Origin of the sequence: Novosphingobium sp. ST904 (assembly GCF_001298105.1) — a bacterium.
Lineage (GTDB): Bacteria > Pseudomonadota > Alphaproteobacteria > Sphingomonadales > Sphingomonadaceae > Novosphingobium.
In genome coordinates, this window is the sequence record NZ_LGJH01000101.1 from 1 (window position 1) to 23498 (window position 23498).

12 protein-coding genes and 2 pseudogenes are annotated in these 23498 nt (G+C 62.8%); 7 read left to right on the top strand and 7 right to left on the bottom strand.

Features of this window, described 5'->3' with window-relative positions:
* Positions 1-192 precede the first annotated feature (192 nt).
* The 5 genes and pseudogenes from ADT71_RS31095 to ADT71_RS03080 form a co-directional block, all read right to left on the bottom strand.
* Positions 193-1044 carry a hypothetical protein gene (locus ADT71_RS31095; protein WP_231635522.1) on the bottom strand — a complete coding sequence of 284 codons (852 nt, stop codon included), beginning with the start codon at positions 1042-1044 and terminating at the stop codon, positions 193-195.
* A gap of 399 nt (positions 1045-1443) precedes the next feature.
* Positions 1444-2295 carry a DUF6055 domain-containing protein gene (locus ADT71_RS34830; RefSeq protein WP_197282897.1) on the bottom strand — a complete coding sequence of 284 codons (852 nt, stop codon included), beginning with the start codon at positions 2293-2295 and terminating at the stop codon, positions 1444-1446.
* On the bottom strand, positions 2256-3311 hold the full coding sequence (locus ADT71_RS34835) for a DUF6055 domain-containing protein (protein WP_197282898.1): 1056 nt from the start codon (positions 3309-3311) through the stop codon (positions 2256-2258). The genes ADT71_RS34830 and ADT71_RS34835 overlap by 40 nt, the downstream gene beginning before the upstream one ends.
* A gap of 1 nt (position 3312) precedes the next feature.
* Positions 3313-6071, bottom strand: a pseudogene (locus ADT71_RS35415) (DUF5695 domain-containing protein).
* Between the two features lie 18 nt (positions 6072-6089).
* The gene (locus tag ADT71_RS03080) at positions 6090-8465 is read right to left on the bottom strand and encodes a DPP IV N-terminal domain-containing protein (RefSeq protein WP_082370127.1); all 2376 of its coding nucleotides are present in this window, start codon (positions 8463-8465) and stop codon (positions 6090-6092) included.
* A 158-nt stretch (positions 8466-8623) separates the two neighbouring features.
* Here ADT71_RS03080 and ADT71_RS03085 point away from each other — a divergent pair, with 158 nt between their 5' ends.
* From ADT71_RS03085 to ADT71_RS03120, 7 genes and pseudogenes are all read left to right on the top strand, one after another.
* Complete coding sequence (locus ADT71_RS03085) at positions 8624-9361, top strand: FadR/GntR family transcriptional regulator (protein ID WP_082370128.1); 738 nt, start codon at positions 8624-8626, stop codon at positions 9359-9361.
* Positions 9362-9466: 105 nt separating this feature from the next.
* Positions 9467-11827, top strand: a complete 2361-nt coding sequence (locus tag ADT71_RS03090) for a glycoside hydrolase family 127 protein (RefSeq protein ID WP_231635523.1) — start codon at positions 9467-9469, stop codon at positions 11825-11827.
* 62 nt (positions 11828-11889) lie between these two features.
* A pseudogene (locus ADT71_RS32725) lies at positions 11890-14642 on the top strand (DUF885 family protein).
* Between the two features lie 213 nt (positions 14643-14855).
* Positions 14856-16214: a family 43 glycosylhydrolase gene (locus ADT71_RS03105; protein ID WP_231635524.1), complete on the top strand. Its 1359-nt coding sequence runs from the start codon at positions 14856-14858 to the stop codon at positions 16212-16214.
* 241 nt (positions 16215-16455) lie between these two features.
* Positions 16456-19152, top strand: coding sequence for a TonB-dependent receptor (locus ADT71_RS03110; protein ID WP_054434984.1), 2697 nt, complete (start codon positions 16456-16458; stop codon positions 19150-19152).
* Between the two features lie 202 nt (positions 19153-19354).
* Positions 19355-20269 carry a dihydrodipicolinate synthase family protein gene (locus ADT71_RS03115; RefSeq protein WP_054434986.1) on the top strand — a complete coding sequence of 305 codons (915 nt, stop codon included), beginning with the start codon at positions 19355-19357 and terminating at the stop codon, positions 20267-20269.
* Positions 20270-20279: 10 nt separating this feature from the next.
* A complete protein-coding gene (locus ADT71_RS03120; RefSeq protein WP_054434988.1) occupies positions 20280-21278 on the top strand; it encodes a 4-hydroxyproline epimerase in 999 nt (332 codons plus the stop codon).
* 50 nt (positions 21279-21328) lie between these two features.
* Here the strand turns inward: ADT71_RS03120 and ADT71_RS03125 are convergent, their stop codons facing one another.
* Both ADT71_RS03125 and ADT71_RS03130 read right to left on the bottom strand, forming a co-directional pair.
* The gene (locus ADT71_RS03125) at positions 21329-22117 is read right to left on the bottom strand and encodes an ABC transporter ATP-binding protein (RefSeq protein WP_054434990.1); all 789 of its coding nucleotides are present in this window, start codon (positions 22115-22117) and stop codon (positions 21329-21331) included.
* The gene (locus ADT71_RS03130; RefSeq protein WP_231635525.1) at positions 22111-23067 is read right to left on the bottom strand and encodes an iron ABC transporter permease; all 957 of its coding nucleotides are present in this window, start codon (positions 23065-23067) and stop codon (positions 22111-22113) included. The genes ADT71_RS03125 and ADT71_RS03130 overlap by 7 nt, the downstream gene beginning before the upstream one ends.
* Between the last annotated feature and the right edge of the window lie 431 nt (positions 23068-23498).

Below are 23498 nucleotides of genomic sequence, written 5' to 3' on the forward strand. Positions count from 1 at the left end.
ATATGGCGCTGCTCATCGAGGCCGGACAGATGACAGCATCCGACTACGTGCCAACAAACCCCGATTTACTGCTTGCATCCGAAGGGGCGTCCACAGATGCCGTTCCCGACCGTGAAACGGCGGGGGCGGCAACTACCAGACCTTATTGACGGGTCGTGGGACTTTCGGTCGTTCTCGCGAGATGTGATCGATTTAGGCTTTCGCCACATCGGGGTGGAGAAGTGAAGAGAGGCAAACGGTTTGGCCCAGCTTGTCAGCCTGTTGACGGACCTGATCGACGAGCGGCGAAGGCAATGAGGAAACAAAGCCATTGAGCAGAACAAGTGACATGCGATCATTCGTCCCTTCACTTTCGTCGTCTGCGCCCTCCTCTTCCTCAAAGGACTTGCGTTGACTGTAGCGTAGTCCCATCAGGAACAAATACTTATCGATTACGCGCTCGGCCAAGATCTCAGGAAACGGTGAAGCGATGGCCTGGCGCACCTCGGCAAGCTTCTTGGCAAAATCACGCTTATCCAGCGCATCAAAGAACTGCGCCATTCCTGCGACAGATGACTGATGTGACCCTAGCACAGCGATCGAAACGAACCGATCGAACATGGTCCAACCTTTAGGACGCAGAAACCAGTTCACCTTGCTTGCCGCCGAAGCAGGTGTTCCAGCAATAGCTGAGTGATTTTCTGCCAAAGCCTCTGCAAGAGCCTTTCCCCTCTGGCTTAGGCTAGCATTCTCCTCATAATTCAACTCGTTGATCATTTTAGAAAAAGCTAGCGCGTGAGGGTCCGTGGGGTCGCGAACCTGCTTTGCCTGCCCTTCACGTTTCCCCTTCGTGAAAATTTGTGTGGGATGGTCTAACTTCGCCACCCGAATGTTTCTATTCACACGATAGGGCTGGCCAACTGCACGCACAAACGCGACATCCACGCACTTTCGCTTTTGTGCCTCTGACCAGAATGCGTGATCGCAAGTCAACCACCAACGCCATGCATCCACGAATGCCAACTTTTCTGGCTTGTCGCTGGCCTTGCAGCCGATCTCGCTCACTAGAACCTCGCTCAAGCGTCCTCTCCACCAGATCATCCAGCTAAGCCAGAAAAGTTGGCACGGCGATCCAAAGCGTCTTCATCGTCTTGGCCCAGTCAAGTTCGATGGGCGGACTTATGACTTTTAACCACCGAGCCCTGCCCGACGACGAATTTCACCTGAAAGCTGTCCATCCTAACGTCAAGTGCTAGCGGCAGAAATGTCCCAGCCTAGCCATTTCGGATGTACGACGATCACGACTTTCTGAACGGCAGGTTCGGGAGAGGCATCTGGAAGCTTGTGCGACTGGAATGGCGCAAGGTTGCCGTTCCGGCTCGATCCGGCGTCCGTAACGGGCTGAAAGCGCCGCACTTGATCGGACGACCGGAACGGCGGGCAGTGGAACTTGTCTACGCTCCCCTAGGGTATCCAGCGATAGGCCGGTTTTGCGGTGACTTCGGGAACAGGGGCGGTCAGTTCGGCGCCGTGGCCCGGGTCCTTGACGGTGTCCGCATCGACGAAGCCGTAGAACACGCCGGTCGATGCGGAGCCGCCGCGCTGTTCGACGTCGCCGATGTTTTGCGCCGTTCCCGAAAGAACGATGCCTTTCTCGTACTCACCTATGCCGAGCATGGACGTGGCGGCGCGGGCCTTGCCCTTCAGGACGGTGTCGCCGCGCAGTACGGTGAGGCCGGAGATCACCGCCTCGTCCAGGACCTGCGCGTTATCGAGCACGACGGCGTGATCCTCGATCCGCGCCTTGCCGGAAACGGTGCCGGAGATCACCCGCGCATAAGGGCCGACATAGGCGCTTGCGGCCACGCTGGCCTGCGGTCCGACCCAGCCCCCGCCGTTGCCGTGGCGGTGCCCGCCGGGGATCGGCCCGGGCGCGCCGTCCTGCCAGCGGTCGGGCATGGCGCCGTCGAGCTGGACCATCCACGGATAGCGGTAGATCGAATACCAGGGCTGGTCCCAGCGGATCTTCTGCATCTGCGACGGGGTGGCCATGACCACGAGGTATAGGCCGGTGTCTCCGGGCCGGACCGCGATCGAGGCTGCGGCCTTGTCGCCGCGCTGAAGCGGGGTGTAGCGGCTCCTGCCATCCGCCCCGACGGCGACGACGCCCCAGCGCCAGTCGGATGCGGGCGGCGGGATCGTTTCCGGCTCATCGGCAAGACCGGGCAGCGAGACGACGGCGCTGGCCTGCTGGACTACGCCCCGGAAGGTCACGGTCACATGGTCGCGGCCGGCATCGGGATGCAGCTTGACCACGTTCTAGCCCAGCGCTGGGGTGCCCACATCTCCGGCACGGCGAAGCGGCGATGCTCGAGGTCGATGGGGTCCAGCACGGTGGCGGAGAGGATATCGGGGCCGGTGGACTGGTCGTAGGAACCATAGTTGCGGCGGAAGACCGCGCCCTGATCGCTGCCGTCCGGGTTGGTGTAGTCCCAGTTGGCGTTGTGCAGCGCCCAGTCGCCGTAGGTGTCGTTCAACTGGCTTTGTGTCCAGTTCTGGTTGTCACGCAGAACGGTGAAGGGATCGGTCGTCAGGTGGGCCGGATCGTCCTTGCCGGGGGCCTTGCGCCAGATGTCGTTCACGGCGTCGAAGCCGCGGGTGTCCTTGAGGAATTCGAGGAACTGCCAGTTGCAGTAGCGGCTGCGGGTCGAGCCGTAGTAAAGGTGCGGGTACTGTTTCAGCAGCACGGAACAATGCGTATTCTCGCGGAATTCCGGGAGTTGCACGGTCATCCAGTTGGCGTGGCTCTCGAACATCCAGCCGGTATAGGGCGAGTCCATGAGATGCCCGGTCGCGGTCTGGAGGGCATGGGTCAGTTCATGGGCAAGGCCGAAACGGTCCCTTAGCGCGCCGGGGCCGATCCACATGCCCATGTGCCCGAGCGAGTCCGCTCCGCCGGTCAATCCGTAGTCGGTGCCGATATAGGCGTTGACCTTGAACTTGGCCGCCGAACCGCAATGCGGCTCGGGGAAGTGCAGCGTTGCGATGAAGTAGTCCCAGACATATTCGAGATGCTTCACCGCCGCCTGCGCATCGGCCGGGGCCACGGTGCCGGGCTTCCAGTGCAGGGCGAAATGCTCGCTCTGCATCTGCAAAGGGAGGGCGGAATTCACCGTGTCCGAAGGGTCGGTTTCCGCGATGGCCCAGGCCCCGGCCACGCAAGCCTCACGCGGGGCGGGGCTGGCGGCCGGGGCGGCAAGCGCCGGTGCTGACGGAATGGCGGCTCCTGAAAGCAGGACTGCCAGCACCGATGCCTGAAAAAGGGCCCTCATGTCAGCGCGGGCTGAGCGTGACGGTGGTGGCACCCGTGCCCAGCGGGATGGCGTAACCGCCGCGATCGGCGGTGCCGGTGTCGGCGGTGTAAGGCTTGCCGCCCGCCGTCGTGGTCTCGAACAGCAGGCGTGCTGCGGGGGTCTCCGCCGTCGCGGGATCGAGCGTGAGCACGACCTTGCCGGTCCTGGCGTCATAGTCGGCGCTCTTGATGCGGCCCGCTTCCAGCGTGACCCAGAGGCCGGCGGGGGCGATGAAGAGCCGGCGGCGGGCGCCGTCCTTCGGTTCGACATGGACCCTGGTGCCCTTCGCGGTCAGGTCGCCGCCGAAGCCCAGCCACCCGAACTGCGCGTCATCGACCATGTAGGTCGCCGAGGTGATGGCGTGGCCGTAGAAGCCCATGCCGTAGTCGCCGGTGATGGCGTCCCACTTCATCATGTCGGGCCAGGAGTGGAACGCGGCCGAGCCGAAGCCCTGCTGGTCGATATTGGTGATCCCGCCCATCATGCCGCCGTAGGCCACGCGCAGCAGGTGCAGGTCGGTGGGGTTCTGGCGATAGGCGTCGAACAGCGGCACCGCGTTCAGCGCCGAGCCGTAGTGGTGGATCTGCCGCTCGATACGCGAGACCTTGCCGCCGTAGAGGAAGTCCCAGTAGCGGCGGGCATTGCCGTTGTAGCCCCAGCTCGGGATCGTGGGGTCATAGGCCAGGATGACCTCGCGCGTCTCGTCCGCCTGCGGCTGGTAGCCGAAGTAGCGCATCCATGCGTAGACTTCGGGCTGGCCGGTGGAATCCCAGGCCATCTCGCTGCCGAACGGGAACTTGAGCGTGCGCCAGTGATCGGCGCGGCCCTTCATCAGGCCCTCCATCTCGGTGGCTTCGGCGGTCAGGCCCTCACGCTTCAGGTCCTTGAGGATGTCGAGGAAGACATCGCCTTCCATCTGGCCGAACTGCGCATAGTAAGGCGCATCGCGCATCATCGCGACGGAAGTGCGGTAGGCCCAATCGAGGTAGAACTTCCAGTCATGCTGCTTGACCAGCCCCTGGCTGTCGCGTGCGAGGCGGTAGAGCACCCAGTGGCCGATGGCGACGTGCGGGTAGTTGTAGGAACGGCCAAGATCGTCCGAATCCTTCTTCGACCAGGCGGTCCAGTTCTTCCAGTTGATCTTGGGGTCGTAGTAGTTCGGGAACTCGACCGGATCGTAGTAGAAGATGCTCTTCTTGACTGCGCCGGCCTGCGGGCCGTCCTTGACCTGAAGGGTGCCGAGCACGGTTTCGTTGACGAGGCGCTCGAGCTTGGCGACTTCTTCAGGGCTCGGATTGTCGAGCTGCTTCATCATCGCCGCAACCCACGAACCGGCGCCGCCTTCGTCGCTCATGCCTGCCACCCAGACGCGGCCGTCCTGCGTGAGGATCTTGTTGTCCTCGCGGTCGTAGGAGAGGATCGCGGGGCTGCGATGGAACGGGTCATTCTTGCCTTCGAACCACTGGTTGTCGTGGTGAAGTGGCCGATATCGGCCATGACCTGATCGAGCGGCTTGGTGATGTAGTAGCTGACGGTCTGCTTCTGGCCGTCCGCATAAGTCACCGTCAGGCGGGCCTGACCCCATCCCGAGGCCTTGACCCGATAGCGTGCCCAGCCGGTTCCGCTCTTCTCGGAGGTGGCGGTAAGGGCGCCTGCGGGGAAGGATTCGATCTTCGCGACCTTGCTCGGGGTCTTGAGGAAGAGGCTGGCGGTCTGGTCGGTGGGCACCACGTAGCCGGGAATGCCCACGGCCACCGGGCGCTTGTTCGCGACCAGCGTATCCTCGATCTTGCGGATATCGGGCGCGGTCACGAAGCGCAGGCCGATGGTGCGGCTCTCGCCCGGTGCAAGCGTGATGCTGGTCGGCTCGTTCCACTGCTGGCCAGCCTTGGCCCATTCCTTCTCGGCGAAGCCCTTGCTGGCGACGGTCCAGTCGTAGAACCCTTCCGAGACCTGGCTGCGCTGGCTCTTGTCAGTGAAGATGTCGCCGTCCTTGGCGGCGCGCGCTTCGATGATCGGGCGATAGGCTTCGAGCGGCGTGCCCTTTTCCGGCAGGACGAGCAGGGCCGGGCCCTGACCGTTGAGGCGGGTGACCTGGAGATAGCCCGCATCCCGGCCGATATAGGGGTCGACGAAGCTCGCTTCGGCATGGGCCTGGTCGAGATCGCGGTCGAGGATGATGTTGTCGAACACCATGGGCATGCCGAGGCCGCCGATCTCGACGGGGGCGCTGCTGGTATTGACGAGCGTGAAGCGCATGGCCAGCACGCCGGCCTCGTTCACCCAGCGGCGCTCGACGCGCAGGGGTATGCCCGCTCCCATCGAGGCGGTGATATCGGCGGCGGCAAGCACGCCATTGCCGCCCGCGAGCGCGGCGATCTGCTTGCGGGCATGGGCGGAAGAGAAGTCCTGCCAGTCCGATCCGGCGGTCTTCAGGCGGATGTGGATGTCGCCGATGTGCACGTAGCCGTCGCCCGCGCGCTCGGGCTCGCGGGCTGCGGGTACGAAGTCGAACGCGGTATTGCCCTTGGGCGAGAGGTGAGCGAGCGTCTGCGTGTCGGCCCGCAGGGCAAGGTCGAAGGCCGTGGTCTGCATCTCGGTCTTGCCGATCGGCGGATAGACCGGCTTCGGCTTCTGAACTTCGCCTTCTTCGGCATAGGCCGCGGTCGTCGGCAGCATGGCCGGGAGAGTGCCGAGCACCAGGGCGACGAGCGGCAAGGGCTTCAGGAGACGCTTCATTTCAGGTCCTCGCAGGAATTACTTGGTGGCTGCTTGAGCAGCAGGAGCGGCCGCCTTCACGGGACCGAGGGCAGGCGGCGTTTCGCCAAGCAGATACTGGGTGAAGTAGTCGCGCAGCTTCTTCCAGAAAAAGGGCCGGTAGACGTTGTGCGTGGCATTGGGCATCACGATCAGGTCGACATCGCGCCCGGCATCCATCAGTGCCTTGGCAAGCCGATAGCTTTCCGTGACGGGAACGTTGTCGTCGATGTCGCCGTGAACGAGCAGCAGATGACCCTTGAGCTGCCCCGCGACCGACATGTTGGAGTTGCGCTCCCAGGTCGCCTCATCGGCATAACCCATCGAGACTTCCGGCCACCAGGTCTTGTCGAGACGGAGATCGTGGTTGCCCGAGGACGAGACGCCGACCTTGAAGAAGTCCGGGCGGCGCAGCACGAAGCGCGCGGTGTCGTAGCCGCCCGCCGAACCGCCGAACACGCCTACACGGGTGACGTCCATGTAGGGGTACCTCGCGGCCATCTGGCGGATCAGGGCAATGTGATCGTCCAGCCCGACTTCGCCGAGGTTCTGGAAGGCTGGCAGGCGGAAAGCCTGGCCGCGCCGCGATGTGCCGGTGCCGTCGATCATAACGACGATCGCGCCGATCTGCGCCACGCTGTTGCCGGCGACCCGGCGCGCTTCGCTCCATGTCGCGGGAACGTCGGTCGTGGTCGGGCCGGTGTAGACGTTGTCGATCACTGGATAGCTGCGCTTCGGATCGAAGTGCGCGGGGCGGTAGATCATGCCGTAGATCGGCGTCTTGCCGTCCGCTGCCAGTCCCTTGAACGGTTCGGGCGGGGTGTAGCCCCGGGCGAGCAGGCGGCTGTCATCGGCCCTGGCCAGTTCCTTGACGATGCGTCCGCTCGCACCGTCGCGCAGCACTGCGCGGGTGGGTGAGGTCGGGTTCGACATCTGGTCGACGATCCACTTGCCATCGGGTGAGACCGAGGCGTTGTGGTCGAGCGGTTCCGGGGTCAGTTCGGTGAGCGCGCCGCCTTTGGCGGGAACGCGGTAAAGCGCGCGCCAATAAGGGTTGCGTGTGGCCTCGCGGCCGACGCCGGTGACGATGAGCGAGGACTTGTCCTCGGCCACGTTGTCCACCGTGAGGACTTCCCATTCGCCGGTGGTCAGCGCCTTGCCGCCGTCGGGTGCATCGGGCGTGACGAGATAGAGCTGGGCCCAGCCCGTCCGCTCGGAGATCGAGAGTTCGCCGCCGAGTTCGGGCGAGGGGAAGATCATGCTTGAGGTGACGGTGACGACCGGCTTCACCGCCTCATGCGCGATGACCTTCGCGGCGCCGGTCTCAGGATCGGCGAGGTAGACGGCCTGCTGCTTGTAACCGCGCTCGGTCCAGAGCATGCGGACCTTGCCGTCCAGCCAGCCCATGTCCGGCGGGGACGGGTAGAGGATGGATTCCGAAGGCACCTGCATCGGCACGATCCGTGCCTTGCCCTTCTTCATCGCATCCCTGACGTCGATCACCAGGCGCGCCGCCTGCGGCAGCTTCTCGGCGCCGGCGAGCGGGTAGATGTAGGAGAAGCTGCGCGGATAGAAGCTGCCCGGCGGGTTCTGCTGGGTGATCGACAGCTTCTTCACATCGCGCGTGTCGAGACGCCATGTCAGCAGGTAACGGCCATCCGGCGACCACTGGCCGGAAACCGGCATGGCCGGTTCCTCGGTGCCTTCGCGCAGGATATCCGAGAGTTCCGGGATCGAACGGCCATAGGGCTGCTCGCGCGTGCCGTCGGCGGTGAGGGCCACTTCGCGGCCCGTGGCGACATCGACCGCGTAGAGGTTATAGCTGCGCGCGACGATCTTCGTCTTGCCGTCGGGCGAGAGGAGATCGAACACCTTGTGGTCGGCCTTCTCGACCTCGGTCGCCCTGCCGGCGGCATCCATGCTCCAGAGCGCACCGTCGAAAGCGCGGAACCGGACCTCGTTCCGGGCGGGATCGAAGTCCACCTCGGCGATACGCGCATCGTCGGCTGTTACCGGAGCGCCCTTCGCTGTGGTCAGCGCGGCAAGCAGCGCCGCGGTCGTGGTGACCTGCCGGGTCTGCTGCGAAGCCAGATCGAGGAACTGGTAACGCTGGTCGAGCCGGTTGCCCGTGCGATAGAACAGCCCGCCTTCGACAAAGCGCGGGGCAACGTCGGCATTGTCGATCAGGTCGCCGAGCGCGGAACCCATGAAGCTGTCGGCCGCGGCATAGCGCTGGTCGATGCCGGGCTGCGCTGCTGCGCTGCGGGTCGGCGCTTCTCGCGCGTCGGCGGCTGCCGGTATCGCTGCTGCGGTTACGGCCCAGGCAAGGGCGAGCAGGCTGATGGATTTCGACACGGAGGAATGCGAAGCGCTCACGGCTGCGGCCCATCGGTTATTTCGGGGAGAACCTCATCGTCATGACGCCCACTGGCGTAAGCGTCAAGAAAAATATACGATATATGATCTGCGCTTTTCTGGGCTAGCCAGAGCGTTATTCTTAATACAGACCTGACGCGATGACGAAAGAGAACACAATGACCGGTAATGGTTCGGGTGAAGGTTCCGAGGCGCTTCCCTTGATGAGCGGCCGTTTGCACCATGCAGTGGCGCAGCGGCTGGCGACTCAGATCGTGAGCGGGGAGTATCTGACCGGCCATGTCTTCCCGGCCGAGGTAGAGCATGCGGAAATACTCGGAGTATCCAGATCGGTGCTGCGCGAGGCGTTCCGGATGCTCACCGCCAAGGGGTTGGTAAGCAGCCGGCCGAAGGCGGGAACGCGCGTGAACGAGCGCCGCAAGTGGAATCTTCTCGATCCTGATGTGCTCGCCTGGCAGATTCAGTGCGGCGCCAGCGATGAATTCCTGCGCGACCTGTTCGAACTGCGCATGGTAGTGGAACCGCAGGCCGCGGAAATGGCTGCGCTGCGCCGCGACGACGGCCAGCTTCTCGACATGGCCAACGCGCTCGACACGATGGAGCATTATACGCTCACCAGCCCCAAGGGGCGGGCGGCGGATATCCGTTTTCACGAACTCCTGATGGAGGCGACGCACAACGAGATGCTGCTCGCGCTTTCCAACTCGATCTCCACTGCCATTGCTTCGACCACCGCGATCAAGCATGGCAAGCAGGACAGTCCGCGCGACCCGATGCCCGAGCATCATGCACTCTATGCGCAGATCGCCGATCGAAATCCGGCCAAGGCGCGCAAGGCGATGATTACTCTCATCGAACTGGCCCATGCCGATACGCAGGTTGCGCTTCGCCGCTGAAGCCGGGTGACCATGCCGCAAGCGGCTGCCTTACAAACAGGGGATTGACTTCGAGGGCCCGACTTCTATCAATACAGTATACGATATTCGATAGGAGTTATTGGAATGCAGGCCAATCGGCGCGAATGGATGGCTGGCGTGGCGGCGCTCGCCATTTGCTCTGTCCCCCTCAAGGGCTTCGCAGCCGTGATTGCACCCAAGCTTCCGATCAAGGCGAAGCCGCTGCCGCTGACCGACGTGCGTCTTGCGCCTTCGGACTATGCGCGGGCCGTCGAAGTCAATGTCGATTACCTGATGTCGCTCAGCCCCGACCGCTTCCTGCACAACTTCCGCAAGTACGCGGGGCTGGAGCCGAAGGCCGCGATCTACGGCGGCTGGGAATCCGATACGATCGCCGGGCATACCCTCGGCCACTACATGACCGCGCTGGTGCTGGCCTGGCAGCAGACTGGCAACCCCGAATGCCGCCGCCGTGCAGACTATATCGTCGACGAGTTGGCGCTTTGCCAGCAGCAGCGCACGGATGGCTACATCGGTGCGCTGGGCCGCAAGACCAAGGACGGCAAGGTCGTCGACGGGCAGGAAATCTTCCCCGAAGTCATGCGCGGAGAGATCAAGTCGGGCGGGTTCGACCTCAACGGGTCGTGGTCGCCGCTCTATACCGTGCACAAGTACTTCCAGGGCCTGCTCGACATCAATGCCGCCTGGGGCAATGCCAAGGCGCTTCAGGTCGTCATCGGCTTCGGCGGCTACTTCGAGAAGGTTTTCGCCGCGCTTGACGACAAGCAGATGCAGGAACTGCTGGGCTGCGAATATGGCGGCCTGAACGAGAGCTATGCCGATCTCTACGCCCAGACCGGCGATCTGCGCTGGCTCAAGGTGGCGGAGCGCATCTACGACAAGAAGGTGCTCGACCCGCTGGTGGCGCAGGAGGACAAGCTCTCCAACTTCCACGCCAATACCCAGGTGCCCAAGCTGATCGGCCTGGCGCGCATCCATGAGCTGACCGGCAAGGACGAACCGGGCCGTGCCGCCCGCTTCTTCTGGGAGCGCGTGACCCAGCATCACAGCTACGTGATCGGCGGCAATGCGGACCGCGAATACTTCTTCGAGCCTGATAATATCGCGCTGCACCTCACGGAATCCACCTGTGAGCATTGCAACACCTACAACATGCTGAAGCTGACCCGTCAGCTCTACTCGTGGCAGCCGGACGGCGCGCTGTTCGACTATTACGAGCGTGCGCACCTCAATCACGTCATGTCGGCGCAGAATCCGGAAACCGGGGGCTTCACTTACATGACTCCGATGATGAGCGGCGCCCCGCGCGGCTATTCCGGTCCGGGAGAGGAAGCCTTCTGGTGCTGCGTCGGCTCGGGCATGGAAAGCCATTCCAAGCACGGCGACTCCATCTTCTGGGAAGGCGGCGATACGTTCTTCGTCAACCTCTACATCCCCTCGACCGGGCAGTGGAAGGCCAAGGGCGCTGCCTTCACCATCGCCACCGAGTATCCGTTCAAGTCGGACGTGAAGATCACGCTCGACGCGGTGAAACAGGGCAAGTTCGCGGTGGCGCTGCGCATTCCCGGCTGGTCGAACGGCAAGGCGACCGTCGCCGTCAACGGCGCGCCGGTGCCTTCGACCCCGGTCGGCGGCTACGTGGTGATCGACCGCCGCTGGAAGAAGGGCGACGTGATCGCGCTTAACCTGCCGCTCGAACTGCGCCTTGAAAACGCGCAAGGTTCGCAGGACGTGGTGGCCGTGGTGCGCGGACCGATGGTCATGGCCGCCGATCTCGGCCCGGCCGAAATGGAGTTCACCGGCGTCGAGCCGGCGATGGTCGGCGACAACCCGCTGGCCGCCTTCGCGCCGATGGTCTCTGACCGCCCGCGCTACCAGACCACCGGCATCATCCGTCCGGGCGACCGCATGTTCGCGCCGTTCTACAGCCAGTACGACCGCCGCAGCGCCGTCTACTTCAAGCGCTTCACGGAAAGCGGCTGGAAGAGCGAGGAAGCCGCCTTCCTTGCCGAACAGGCCCGCCAGAAGGACCTGGCAGCCCGTTCGATCGACGTCATGCACCTTGGCGAAATGCAGCCGGAGCGCGACCATGAACTGACCTCGGAAATCTCCTATCCGGTCTCCTATCGCGGCCGCAACGGGCGCGATGCCCGCTCGGGCGGTTACTTCGAGTTCAAGATGAAGGTGAAGTCCGGTCCGCTGCTGCTGCAGGCCAGTTATTGGGGCAGCGAGCGTTCGCGCGTATTCGACATCCTCGTCGACAACGTGCTGGTGGCAACCCAGAAGCTCGACAACGACGCGCCCGGCAAGTTCTTCGACGTCGATTATCCGCTGCCCGAGGCGCTGACCAAGGGCAAGAGCAGCGTGAAGGTGCGCTTCGTGCCGCATGATCGCACTTCGGCCGGCCCGGTCTTCGGCGTGCGTCTGTTTACCGCCAGGAAGTGAGCATTGCCTTGAGTGAAGACGTTGCCCTGACGATTGCCGAAGCGGACGAACTCGCCCGCACGGTGCTCGAAGCCTGGGGCCTCGCGCCCGACCATGCCGCCGCCGTCGCCCACACCATGGTGTCGGGCGAGCGGGACGGTTGCACCTCGCACGGGCTCTACCGCCTCCTCGTTGCGGCCAATTCGGTCGAGCGCGGGGTGGTGGTGCCCGATGCGGTGCCCGAAGTGAGCGAGCCGGCGCAGGCGCTGGTGCGCGTCGACGGCAAGGGCGGCTTCGCCCAACTGCCGTTCGAGCGCGGCATGCCGCTGCTGGTCGAGAAGGCGCGCAAGTTCGGCATTGCCGCCATGGCGTTGAACAATGTGGTCCATTTCGCCGCGCTCTGGCCCGAGGTCGAGGCGCTGGCAGAGCAGGGGCTTGTCGCCTTCGCCTTCACGCCCAGCCATTCGTGGGTCGCGCCTGCCGGCGGCACCAAGCCGGTGTTCGGCACCAATCCGATCGCCTTCGGCTGGCCGCGTCCTGACCGCGCGCCGTTCGTGTTCGACTTCGCCACCAGCGCGGTCGCGCGCGGCGAGATCGAACTGCATCGCCGTGCTGGCAAGTCGATCCCGCTCGACTGGGGCTACGATGCCGATGGCAATCCGTCGAGCGATGCCAAGGCCGTGCTCGACGCGCGATGCGCACATTCGGCGGACACAAGGGTTCCGCACTCGCCGCCATGGTCGAACTGCTTGCAGGGCCGCTGATCGGCGACATGACCAGCGCGGAATCGACGCGCGCGACCAGATCGCGGCGGCTCGCCCATCGGCGGCGAATTTATTATCGCCATCGATCCGGCGGGCTTTCTCGGGGCGGGCGTGGAAGAGCATCTGCGCGCGCGGAAGCCATGTTCGACATGATCGAAGGGCAGGGCGCTCGCCTGCCGGGATCGCGCCGTCTGATCGCGCGGGCGCGCTCCGACAAGGAGGGGCTGCGCATTCCGGCGAAGCTCCACCAGGACATTCTCGAGGTTCTCGAAAGGGGAAATGACGTGAAGAATTCGGTTGGCCGCGCCATGATGCTGGCCGGCGCCGCACTGGTCGCCACGCCTGCGGTTTCGGCCGCCGCCGCTCCCGCTGCTCAAGTTTCCAAGAAGCAGACGGCCGATCAGGCTTTCGAGGCGATCACCACCGCCGAATACGAATGGCGCCAGAAGCAGGTCGGCCCTTGCGAGGATACGCCGAAGGACAGCAAGATCGTCCTGCCCGACCTCGGCCCCAAGGCCCAGGCAGATCGCCTCGCCTGCTGGACCAAGGTGGAAGGCCAGCTTGCTGCCATCGACCAGAAGCAGCTCTCGCCCGCCAATCGCGTGAACTTCGCGGTCTACAAGGGCCAGATCGATGCGCTCCTCGCCTCGCAGCGCTTCCGCGACTACGAAAAGCCCTTCAACGCCGACACCAGCTTCTGGGGCGACCTGGCCGACTGGGCGCGCAATCCGCTGAAGGACAAGGCTGCGGCCGACAACTATCTTGAAATGCTGCGCGAGGTTCCGCGCTACTACGACCAGCAGATCGACAACATGCGCGCGGGCCTCAAGCGCGGCTTCACCGGCCCGCAAGTGACGCTTGCCGGACGCGACAAGGGCATCGAACTGGTCGTTCAGGCCAAGACGGCGGAAGCCTCGCCGTTCTATGAGCCGTTCCGCAAACTGCCTTCGACGATCCCCGCCGCCGAGCAGGAGAAGCTGCGCGCCGAAGCCCGCAAGCTCATCTCCGATGGTGTCGTGCCGGCCCATGCCAAGCTGCTGACCTTCATGCGCAGCGAATACGAAACCGGTGCGCGCAAGTCGCTGGCGGCCTATGACCTGCCGGACGGAAAGGCCTATTACCAGTCGAAGATCGCCGAGTTCGTCACGCTCGACAAGACGCCGGAGGAGATCCACGAGATCGGCCTCAGCGAGATGGCCCGCATCCGCTCGCAGATGGCCGAGGTGATGAGCCAGGTCGAGTTCAAGGGAGACCTCAAGTCCTTCCTGCACTTCCTGCGCACCGATCCGCAGTTCTATCCCAAGACCCCGAACGAGCTGCTTTACCGCGCGGCCTGGATCGCCAAGCAGTTCGACGGCAAGGCGGACCAGTTCTTCGGCCACATGCCGCGCAGCCGCTTCGCCATCAAGCCGGTGCCGGACGACATCGCGCCGTTCTACACCGGCGGTCGCGGCGGTCCGGGCATCTATCTCGTCAACACCTACGATCTGCCGAGCCGTCCGTTCTACTCGCAGGTCGCGCTGACCTTGCACGAATCCGCGCCGGGCCATGCCATGCAGATGCCGCTGGCCATGGAGAACAAGGACCTGCCGGCCTTCCGCCGCGACACTTACCTGTCTGCCTACGGAGAGGGCTGGGCGCTCTACTGCGAGGCACTGGGCGAGGACATGGGCATGTATGAGACGCCCTACGACCGGTTCGGCATGCTCAGCTACCAAGCCTGGCGCGCGTCGCGCCTCGTCGTCGATACCGGTGTCCATGCCATGGGCTGGAGCCGCGAGCAGGCACAGCAGTACCTGCGCGACAATACCGCGCTGTCCGATCACGAGATCGAGACAGAAGTCGATCGCTACATCTCCTGGCCGGGACAGGCGCTGTCCTACTACATGGGCCAACTCGCCTTCGTCGATGCGCGCAAGAAGGCGGAAACGGCGCTGGGTTCCAAGTTCAACATCCGCGCCTTCCACGATGCAGTGCTGGAACTGGGCGGCGTGCCGCTGCCGCTGATCGACCAGCGCGTCGATCAGCTCATCAAGGACGGCGGCAAGGGCCCCTATCCCGATGAGGAATAAGCTCGCATTGGTGCTTGCGGCCGGCGCTTTCGCGTCGGCGTTTCGGCGCAGCAGGCCTCCGCGCCGATCGCGCGGGAACTGACGGTTCCGGGTAATCCGATCCTGGCGGATGGGGACTATTACTCCACCGATCCTGCGCCTTTCGTTGCCGATGGACAGCTCTGGATTCTCGCCGGGCGCGATGAAGCGGCCAGCGACGTCAACGACTTCATCATGCCCGAATGGCAACTGCTCAAGACCGCCGATCCGGCCTCGGGCAAGTGGACCCATTATCCGGCGATCATCAAGCCGGAGAACGTCTTCGCCTGGGCCGAGGAGGCCCGGGCCTATGCCGGGCAGATCATCCAGGGCCCGGATAAGCGCTATTACCTCTACGCCCCGGTACTGGAGAAGAACAGCAGCGCCGAGGACCGCTTTGCGATCGGCGTGGCGGTTGCCGACAGCCCGCTCGGGCCGTGGCGCGATGCCCACCCTTCTGGGCCGATCATCTCGCAGAGAGTGCCTGTCGCCAACAAGATCCAGAACATCGACCCCACGATCCTGATTGATGACGATGGCCGGGTCTATATCTACTGGGGCACGTTCGGCCAGCTTCGCGGCATGGAACTGGCGCGTGACATGATTACGCCCAAGGGGCCGGAGCAGACCATTTCCGGTCTCACCGGCTTCTTCGAGGCGCCGTGGATCATGAAACGCAAGGGCACCTATTACATGCTCTATGCGGGTAACAAGGCGGGGCCGACTTCGGACTGCACGCCCGCCGTCTATTACGCCTGCATCGCTTACGGCAGCGCGCCTTCGCCGATGGGGCCCTGGACCTACCGCGGCGTGGCGTTGAAGCCGGTCTCCTCCACCACGTCCCATCCGGGCGCGGTCGAGTTCAAGGGGCAGTGGTATCTTGCCTATCACACGGCGGATGCCAGGGGTGGCGGGCACTTCCGCCGCAGCGTCGCCCTGGACAAGATGGAGTGGGACGACAGCGTCACCCCGGCGCGCATCCGCACCGTCGTGCCCACGCTACGCCCGCAACCGCCGCTGGCACCGAGCCGCAACATCGCGCGTTCGGCCTGGGCGACCGCCTCGAACGATCCGGTGCCGGTGCAGTTCTGGATCAAGGCGCTCAACAACGGCGCGGTGAAAGAGGCCCCGCTGCCCCCCGACATGTGGGGAAGCTGGTCTGCGAACAATCCGCCGCGCCAGTGGATCGAGTATCGCTGGGACAAGCCGGTGACGATCGACGGCTCGCGCATCTGGTTCTGGAACGACCAGCCCGCAGGTTCGGGCGTCGGCGTCGCTCCGCCGGCGAAGTGGCATCTCGAATACTGGAACCCGGTGGGCAAGGGCAATTGGAAGGCGGTTCCGCGCGCCAGTTCCTATGGGACGGGGACGGGTTCATTCCAGGATGTGTCGTTTGCAAAGGTGAACACGCGATGCCTGCGCGCGGTGATGGACGCTTCCACGGATGGGAAGACGCATGCCGCTCTCGCCGTGCAGGAATGGGAAGTGCTGGCGCCGGCCGCGGAGCCTGTCGCTATCCGCGGAGACGGATCGCCGCCAGCAGCATGTCAGTAACCTGCTGACCCATGCCGCATGGGCGGCTGTGGGTAGATAATCTTGAAAGGGCGCAGGTCATCAACCTGCGCCCTTTTTGGCATGCGCTTTCCAGATGTTTCCCGAAACAGGAATTACTCAGACAAAAATGTTTCCGAACCGTCACAAATACCTTGACTCGATTCAGATATCGTAAGACGTATACGATATAAACAACAGGTGTCATGGCGGAGGCACCGCGAGCCAAACAGGGGGTTTTGCGATGATTTCTCTCAAAATTTTGAAGCTTTCGACTGCATTGAGTTCGCTGGTCGCCATGGGGGCGGCCGCTCCTGCCTGGGCGCAGGATTCCTCTGCCAGCGAATCTTCTGACCAGAGTATTGTCGTCACGGGCGTTCGCGGGAGTGTAGAGGCTGCCGCGACGAAGAAGCGCAAGTCCAAGCAGATCGTGGACTCCATCGTTGCTGAAGACGTCGGTAAGCTTCCTGACAACAACGTCCCCGAGGCGATTGCCCGTGTCACCGGTGTTCAGATTTCTCGCGAACACGGCGAAGGCGCCGAGATTTCTATTCGCGGCATGACTGACATCTCTACCACCATCAACGGAAATGACGCAGCCAGCGGCGTCGATCGTTCGATGAACCTGTCAGACATTCCTGCGGAATTGCTGAAGTCTGTCGAAGTCTACAAGACCCGCACCCCTGACCAGATTGAAGGCGGTATTGCGGGAACCGTGAACGTCGAACTGCGGCGGCCGCTCGATCTTGACAGGGGCCTGACCGTCGCGGGAAGCTTCCGTGAAGTATTTTCCAGCATCGGTAATACCAAGAGCCCTTACGGAAGCTTGCTGGTCGGAGATCGCTTCGACACCGGTCTTGGCGAGATGGGCTTCCTGGTCAACGCTTCCTACACACGCAATCATTACAATGAGACGTTCCTGGAAAGCGAGACACCTGGCGTCTTTGCAGGCACGGATCTGAACAGCCTTCCTGCAGATCAACGGACGACGACGATCGTTCCTTACGCGGTTAACTACGGTGTCGAAGAAGGCCGCATTTCTCGTCCTTCAGTCAACGCAGTCTGGCAATGGCGCGCTAGTGACCAACTCGATTTCGTGCTGGAAGGTAATTATTTCAGCAGCCGTGAGAAGCGTAGCAGGGACCGCCTTCATCTGGTCGCCCGTAACGGAACCTATAACCTTTCCGATATAACCTACGCCGACAACGGAAATGCCGACTATCAGACCGTTCAAGGCCTGACTGTCACGCCTGCAACGGGAATTCTGGCTGGTGGTCCGGAGGCGTACTACGAGAAGGTAAAGTCCGAAAACTACGGCGGCAATTTCGAGACGCACTGGCACAACGATCAGACGCAGATCAATTTCACGGCGCAGTACAATAAGTCGCGTCGTGAAAACTACGGCATCCTCAGCGTCTACCGGTTCTCCACTGCTCAGAGCGCCACCTTGGACATGGATACGGATGTGGGCTCCGGTCGGGGGCCGTACATGGTCTTCAATGGTGTCGACCTGACCGACCCCAGCGAGTATCTGTTGAGCAACCTGCATGACGAGCGCAGTGTCGAGACGAGCCGCAGTCTCTCAAGCCAGGTGGACCTGACGCAAAAGCTGACCGAGACGGGGCTGTTGCGCAGTTTCCAGATGGGGGCTCGCTACAGCAATAGGAAAATCCGCTTCACGAACGGCTACCGGGACAGTTCGCCTCGCGTTGCTGGTTCGTCGCCGACGCTGGACGACCTGGGCTACGATTACACCTCCACGACTGCCCATGTTTCGGGCTTTGATGGCCCGACCTGGTTCAATCTTGACGGCGCCAGCCTGCTGAACAATTTCGATGCCGTTCGCTCATGGCTCCAGTCGACGAGCACGACCGGCGCCGATTGGTCGACAAGATACCCCGATCTCTCGGTTGGTAACGGTTACGGTTCGAGGGAGCAGACGTTTGCTGTCTATGGCCAGTTCAATTATGCCTTCGATGCCGGTGTCCCTGTCGATGGCGTGTTCGGCGCGCGTGTCGTCAACACGTGGGGGATTAGCGACAGCGTTCAGACCCGTTTTGATGCCAACTGGAATCCAACCGTTACGACCTCGTCCGGTCGCGGTAATTTCGTAGACGTGTTGCCGAGCTTCAATGCCATTGCGCACTTTACCCCGAAGCTTCAATTGCGACTGGCCTGGACGAAGAACGTGCAGCGCGTCGGCTTCTATGAACTCCGCCCAAGCCGCGTCATTGAGCTCAACAATCTTACTGTCTACGCGGGCAACCCGGATCTCAAAGCTTATACCGAAAATAGCTTCGACGCTTCTCTTGAGTATTATTTCGGCCGTGCAGGATCAATTTCGGTCGCGGCCTATCTCAAGAAGCCGAAGGGCTATATCTATTACAGTGTGGCGCAGGAATACGTTCCGGAGTTCCCGGGTGCCGTGGGCGTCCCCAACGGAAGTGTCTGGACCAATCGCAATGCAGGTGGCGGCACTTTCCAAGGATATGAGATCGCCGGCCAGACCTTCTTCGATTTCCTGCCTGGCATCCTTCGTAACTTCGGGGCATCCGCAAACCTGACGTACCTTGCAAAAGGTAATATCGATTATCCCGATGGATCAGACAATAATGCCATTGGCATGTCCAAGATTACCTATAATCTTGCACTTTACTATGACACTCCTGAGTTCAGCGCGCGCGTGGCTTGGAACTATCGGTCGCGTTATCGTACCGGTGTGTTCTCCGATTATCCCGAATTTTCGCCGTACATGGATGCGACGTCGCGCCTTGATGCTGCGATCAATTACACTCCGGTCAAGTTTCTCACGCTTAGCGTTGAAGGCACCAACCTCCTCAAGAACAATGCGCAGATGTGGTGGGGCAAGGACCGTCTCTTGCCGTATGGCGTCCGCCTTCAGGCACGAACAATTCAGACCAGCGCTCGCTTCCGCTTCTGATTCGTGCAGTTCATGTATTAGGATGGAAAGCCGCCCCGGAGGACCGGGGCGGCTTTTTATTTGGAAAGGCTGCCTGATCTGCGCTGATGCTGCGCTTCTGACCGTGCCGGAAAAGACTGCCACGATGCAAAGATTGCAATTGTCGAGCGCTTCGTAATATCGTATACGATATTTCAATTCAGAGAGAGTAGGAAGAACTTACATGGCAATTGGTTGGAAGGGCGTGTTCCCGGCGGTCACCACGCAGCTCCGTGAGGACCTGTCGATCGACCTCGCCGACACCCAGCGCGTCGTCGACGATCTCATCAACGACGGCGTGACCGGTGTGATCGCGCTCGGCACCGTGGGTGAGAACAACTCGCTTGAGTATGACGAGAAGGTCCAGGTTCTTTCGGCCATCGTCGAGGCGGTGAACGGCCGCGTTCCCGTCGTCACCGGCGTTTCCGAATTCGATACGCGCCGCGCGGTGCGTTACGCTCAGGCCGCCGAAAAGGCCGGCGCCGATGGCCTCATGCTGCTGCCGCCGATGGTCTACGTGCCCAAGGCGCACGAACTCGTCGCGCACTTCAAGGGCGTTGCCGAGCAGACCGCCCTGCCGATCATGCTCTATAACAACCCTCCGGCTTACCGCACCGTGATCGACAAGGACGTCCTTGCCGCTCTGGTCGACGTGAAGAACATCGTCGCGGTCAAGGAATCGGCGCCCGACACCCGTCGTTTCACCGATTTCAAGAACATCTTCGGCGATCGCTACACGCTGTTCGCGGGCCTCGACGACGTGGCTCTCGAAGGTCTCTACCTCGGCGCGCAGGGCTGGGTTTCGGGTCTTACCAACGCTTTCCCGAAGGAATCGGTCGAGCTGGTCAAGGCGTTCGAGCGCGGCGATCACGCCAAGGCCATGGAAATCTATCGCTGGTTCATGCCGCTCCTCCACCTCGACGCCGACCACGATCTGGTCCAGTCGATCAAGCTGGCAGAGCAGGTCATGGGTCGCGGTTCGGAGCGCGTGCTGCCTCCGCGCTACGTCCTTGAAGGCGAACGCCGCGCTCAGGTGATCGCGATGGTCGAAAAGGCCGCTGCAACCCGCCCCGACCTGACCGTCGCGGCAGCAGCATAAGGGAGCGTCGATGCGGCACACTTTCTTCTGCATCGACGGCCACACAGCCGGTAACCCCGTTCGCCTCGTGGCGGGCGGGGCTCCGCTGTTGAAGGGCGCCTCCATGTCCGAACGGCGGCAGGACTTCCTGTCTCGCTTCGACTGGATTCGTACCGGCCTGTGCTTCGAACCGCGCGGGCACGACATGATGTCGGGCGGCTTCCTCTATCCGCCGACCGATGCCGCCAACGACATCGGCATCCTTTTCATTGAGACGTCGGGCTGCCTGCCGATGTGCGGCCATGGCACTATCGGCATGGTGACTTTCGGCCTTGAACACGGGCTGATCCAGCCCGCAACGCCGGGCAAGCTGCGCGTCGAGGTTCCGGCAGGCGTGATCGAGATTGCCTATGAAACCGAAGGCCAGAAGGTCACTTCGGTGCGGATCACCAACGTCCCTGCCTATGTCGCCGAGCGCGGCATCGAAGTGGACGTGGAGGGCATCGGCCCGCTCACCATCGACGTGTCCTACGGCGGCAACTACTATGCCATCGTCGAGCCGCAGGGGAACTACACCGGTCTCGACGATCTTGGCGCCTCGCGCATCGTTGAGCTTTCGGGCCGCATCCGCGAAGCCGTGCGCGAGAAGTACGAGCCGGTCCACCCGCTCGATCCCACGATCCGCGGGGTCAGCCACGTGCTATGGGCCGACAAGCCAAAGCACGAAGGCGCCGATGGCCGCAACGCGGTGTTCTACGGTGACAAGGCTATAGACCGCAGCCCCTGCGGCACGGGCACTTCGGCTCGCCTTGCGCATCTCCATGCAACCGGCCGCCTCAAGGTTGGTGAGCGCTTCGTGCATGAGAGCTACATCTGCAGCCGTTTCATCGGCCGGGTGGAGCAGGAAGTCACGCTTGGCGACAAGCCTGCGATCATTCCCTCGATCGAGGGCTCGGCGATCGCCACGGGCTTCAATACGATCTGGATAGACCAGGCCGATCCCTTCTGGGCCGGTTTCCAGGTAAAGTAATGAAAAGGAGGGGAGCGTTTCCCGCGTTCCCCTCTTTTTCAATTTCAGGATCAGTCCCCGCCTTCGCGTATGCGTTCGAGCGGAACGACGAACGGCGCGGGGCCGGTCATGTCGAACTGGCTCCTTATCCCGTAAACGGTGCGCAGCCGCTCGGCCGTCAGTACCTCCCGGGGCGCGCCTTCGGCTACCAGCTCTCCCTTGTCGACAAGCAGCAGCCGGTCGCAATAGCGCGCCGCCATCGTGAGGTCGTGAAGAACGGCGACGACCAGCTTGCCGTTCCGCGCTTCGCCGAGGAGCAGTTCCATCACGTCGATCTGGTGGCCGGGATCGAGCGAGGCGAGGGGTTCGTCCGCCACCAGTGCTCCCGCTCCTACGGCGAGCGCGCGGGCGAGCATGGCCCGCGCACGTTCGCCGCCGGACAACTCCGTAGCGACCCGTCCGGCCAGATGGGTTACGTCGGCGCGTTCCATGGCCTCTTGCACGATGGCCTGATCTTGTGCCGATATCTTCGACATCGGTCCGAGATGCGGCAGCCTGCCCAATGCAACAAGCCGCTCGACCGTAAGCGGCCAATGCAGCGTCTGTCCTTGCGGCAGGTAAGCTATCCGCCGTGCAATATCGCGCGGGGCCAGCGATGTCAGTGCTTCGCCGTCGATATGGACTGCACCTTCGCGCAGCGGGAGAAGCCCCAGTATCGCCCGCACCAAAGTTGATTTCCCGGCCCCGTTCGGCCCGATGACGCCAACCAGTTCTCCGGGCTTGAGGTTTGCGTCAATCCGGCGCACCACTTCGCGGCGGCCCAGGGAGACCGAAAGGCCCTTGATGGAGATATTTACCACAGGCGGCGCTCCCTGAGCAGGTGGAAGAGAAAGACCGGAACGCCAAGGAAGGCCGTCACCACACCGAGCTTGAGTTCCGCGCCGGTTGGAATGACGCGCACGAGAATGTCTGCGCCCGTCAGCAATACCGCTCCGCCCAGCATCGAGGGCAGGAGAAGAGCGGAAGGGCTTCGGTCGGTCAGCGGACGGATAAGATGCGGAACGATCAGGCCCACAAAACCGATCGCGCCCGAAACGGCCACTGCCCCGCCGACACCGATCGCAATGCCCAGCATCAGTCGAAGCCGCGTGCGGGCGAGATCGACACCAAGCGACCGCGCTCCGTCTTCGCCCAGCGAAAGCGCATCGAGGGCAGTGGGATTGGCAAGCAGCAGCGCGCTGCCGGCCAGAACACAGGGCAGGGCGATCCAGACATGCTCCATCGCCCGGTTCTCGATCGAACCGAGCAGCCAGGACATTATCTCCATGGCCGCGAAAGGATTGGGCGAAAGGTTGAGCGCGAGGCTGATTCCGGCACCTGCCAGGGTGGAGACGGCGATGCCCGCAAGGATCAGGCTCAACGGGCTTTCCGAACGACCTGCCAATGCAAATAGCAGGATGAGCGCAAGGAGGCCCATTGCGATGGCAAGCAGGGGAAGCATGGCGGGGTGCCATTCCGAAATGCCGAAGTAGAGTGCTATCACTGCGCCGAGCGCCGAAGCATTGGATGCGCCCAGTACCGATGGTTCGGCCAGTGGGTTTCGCAGATAACCCTGAAGCACGGCGCCGGCCAGGCCAAGCATCGCGCCTACCAATAGACCGAGGAGGGTGCGTGGCATGCGCAGTTCGAACAGAATTGCGCGGGCAACCTGGTCGTCCGTTGAAATCAGCGCGTGGCCGAGGCGACCGAGGCCCAGCGAGACTGGGCCGATGCCGAGCGAAGCAATCGCCACGAACAGTGTGGCGATCAAGAGCCCGGGAATGAGCGCGGGATGTCTTGATGGCAGAGTTGCGGGGTGTCGCACTATAACCTCGGATCGATCGGTTCCCCGTCAATCGGGTGCCCGGGCGGTGTTGAGCAGGGCAATGACATGGCCCTGCCGGAAAATCCATATCGTGCGAGCGCTCGCTTCTTTGAGCCGGGGCTGGACAGTCGCGCCGGAAGCTTTGGCGCACCGCTGTGCTGCCAAAGCCGCGGAATGCGCCCTTTTTCCCCTGAGTGTCATTTTTTTGAAAAAGGGGTGTTGACCGAATCAAGGGTGGGACTTAGAGGGCCTCTCACCGCAGCGGACCACACGGTTTCGCAGCGGTCGCCACCAGCTACGGGCAACTTGCTCCTCGAGGTAAAGATCGGGGACGGATGGTTGTCCGGTTGTTTTGTCGGCGGGTCCTTGATGGGACT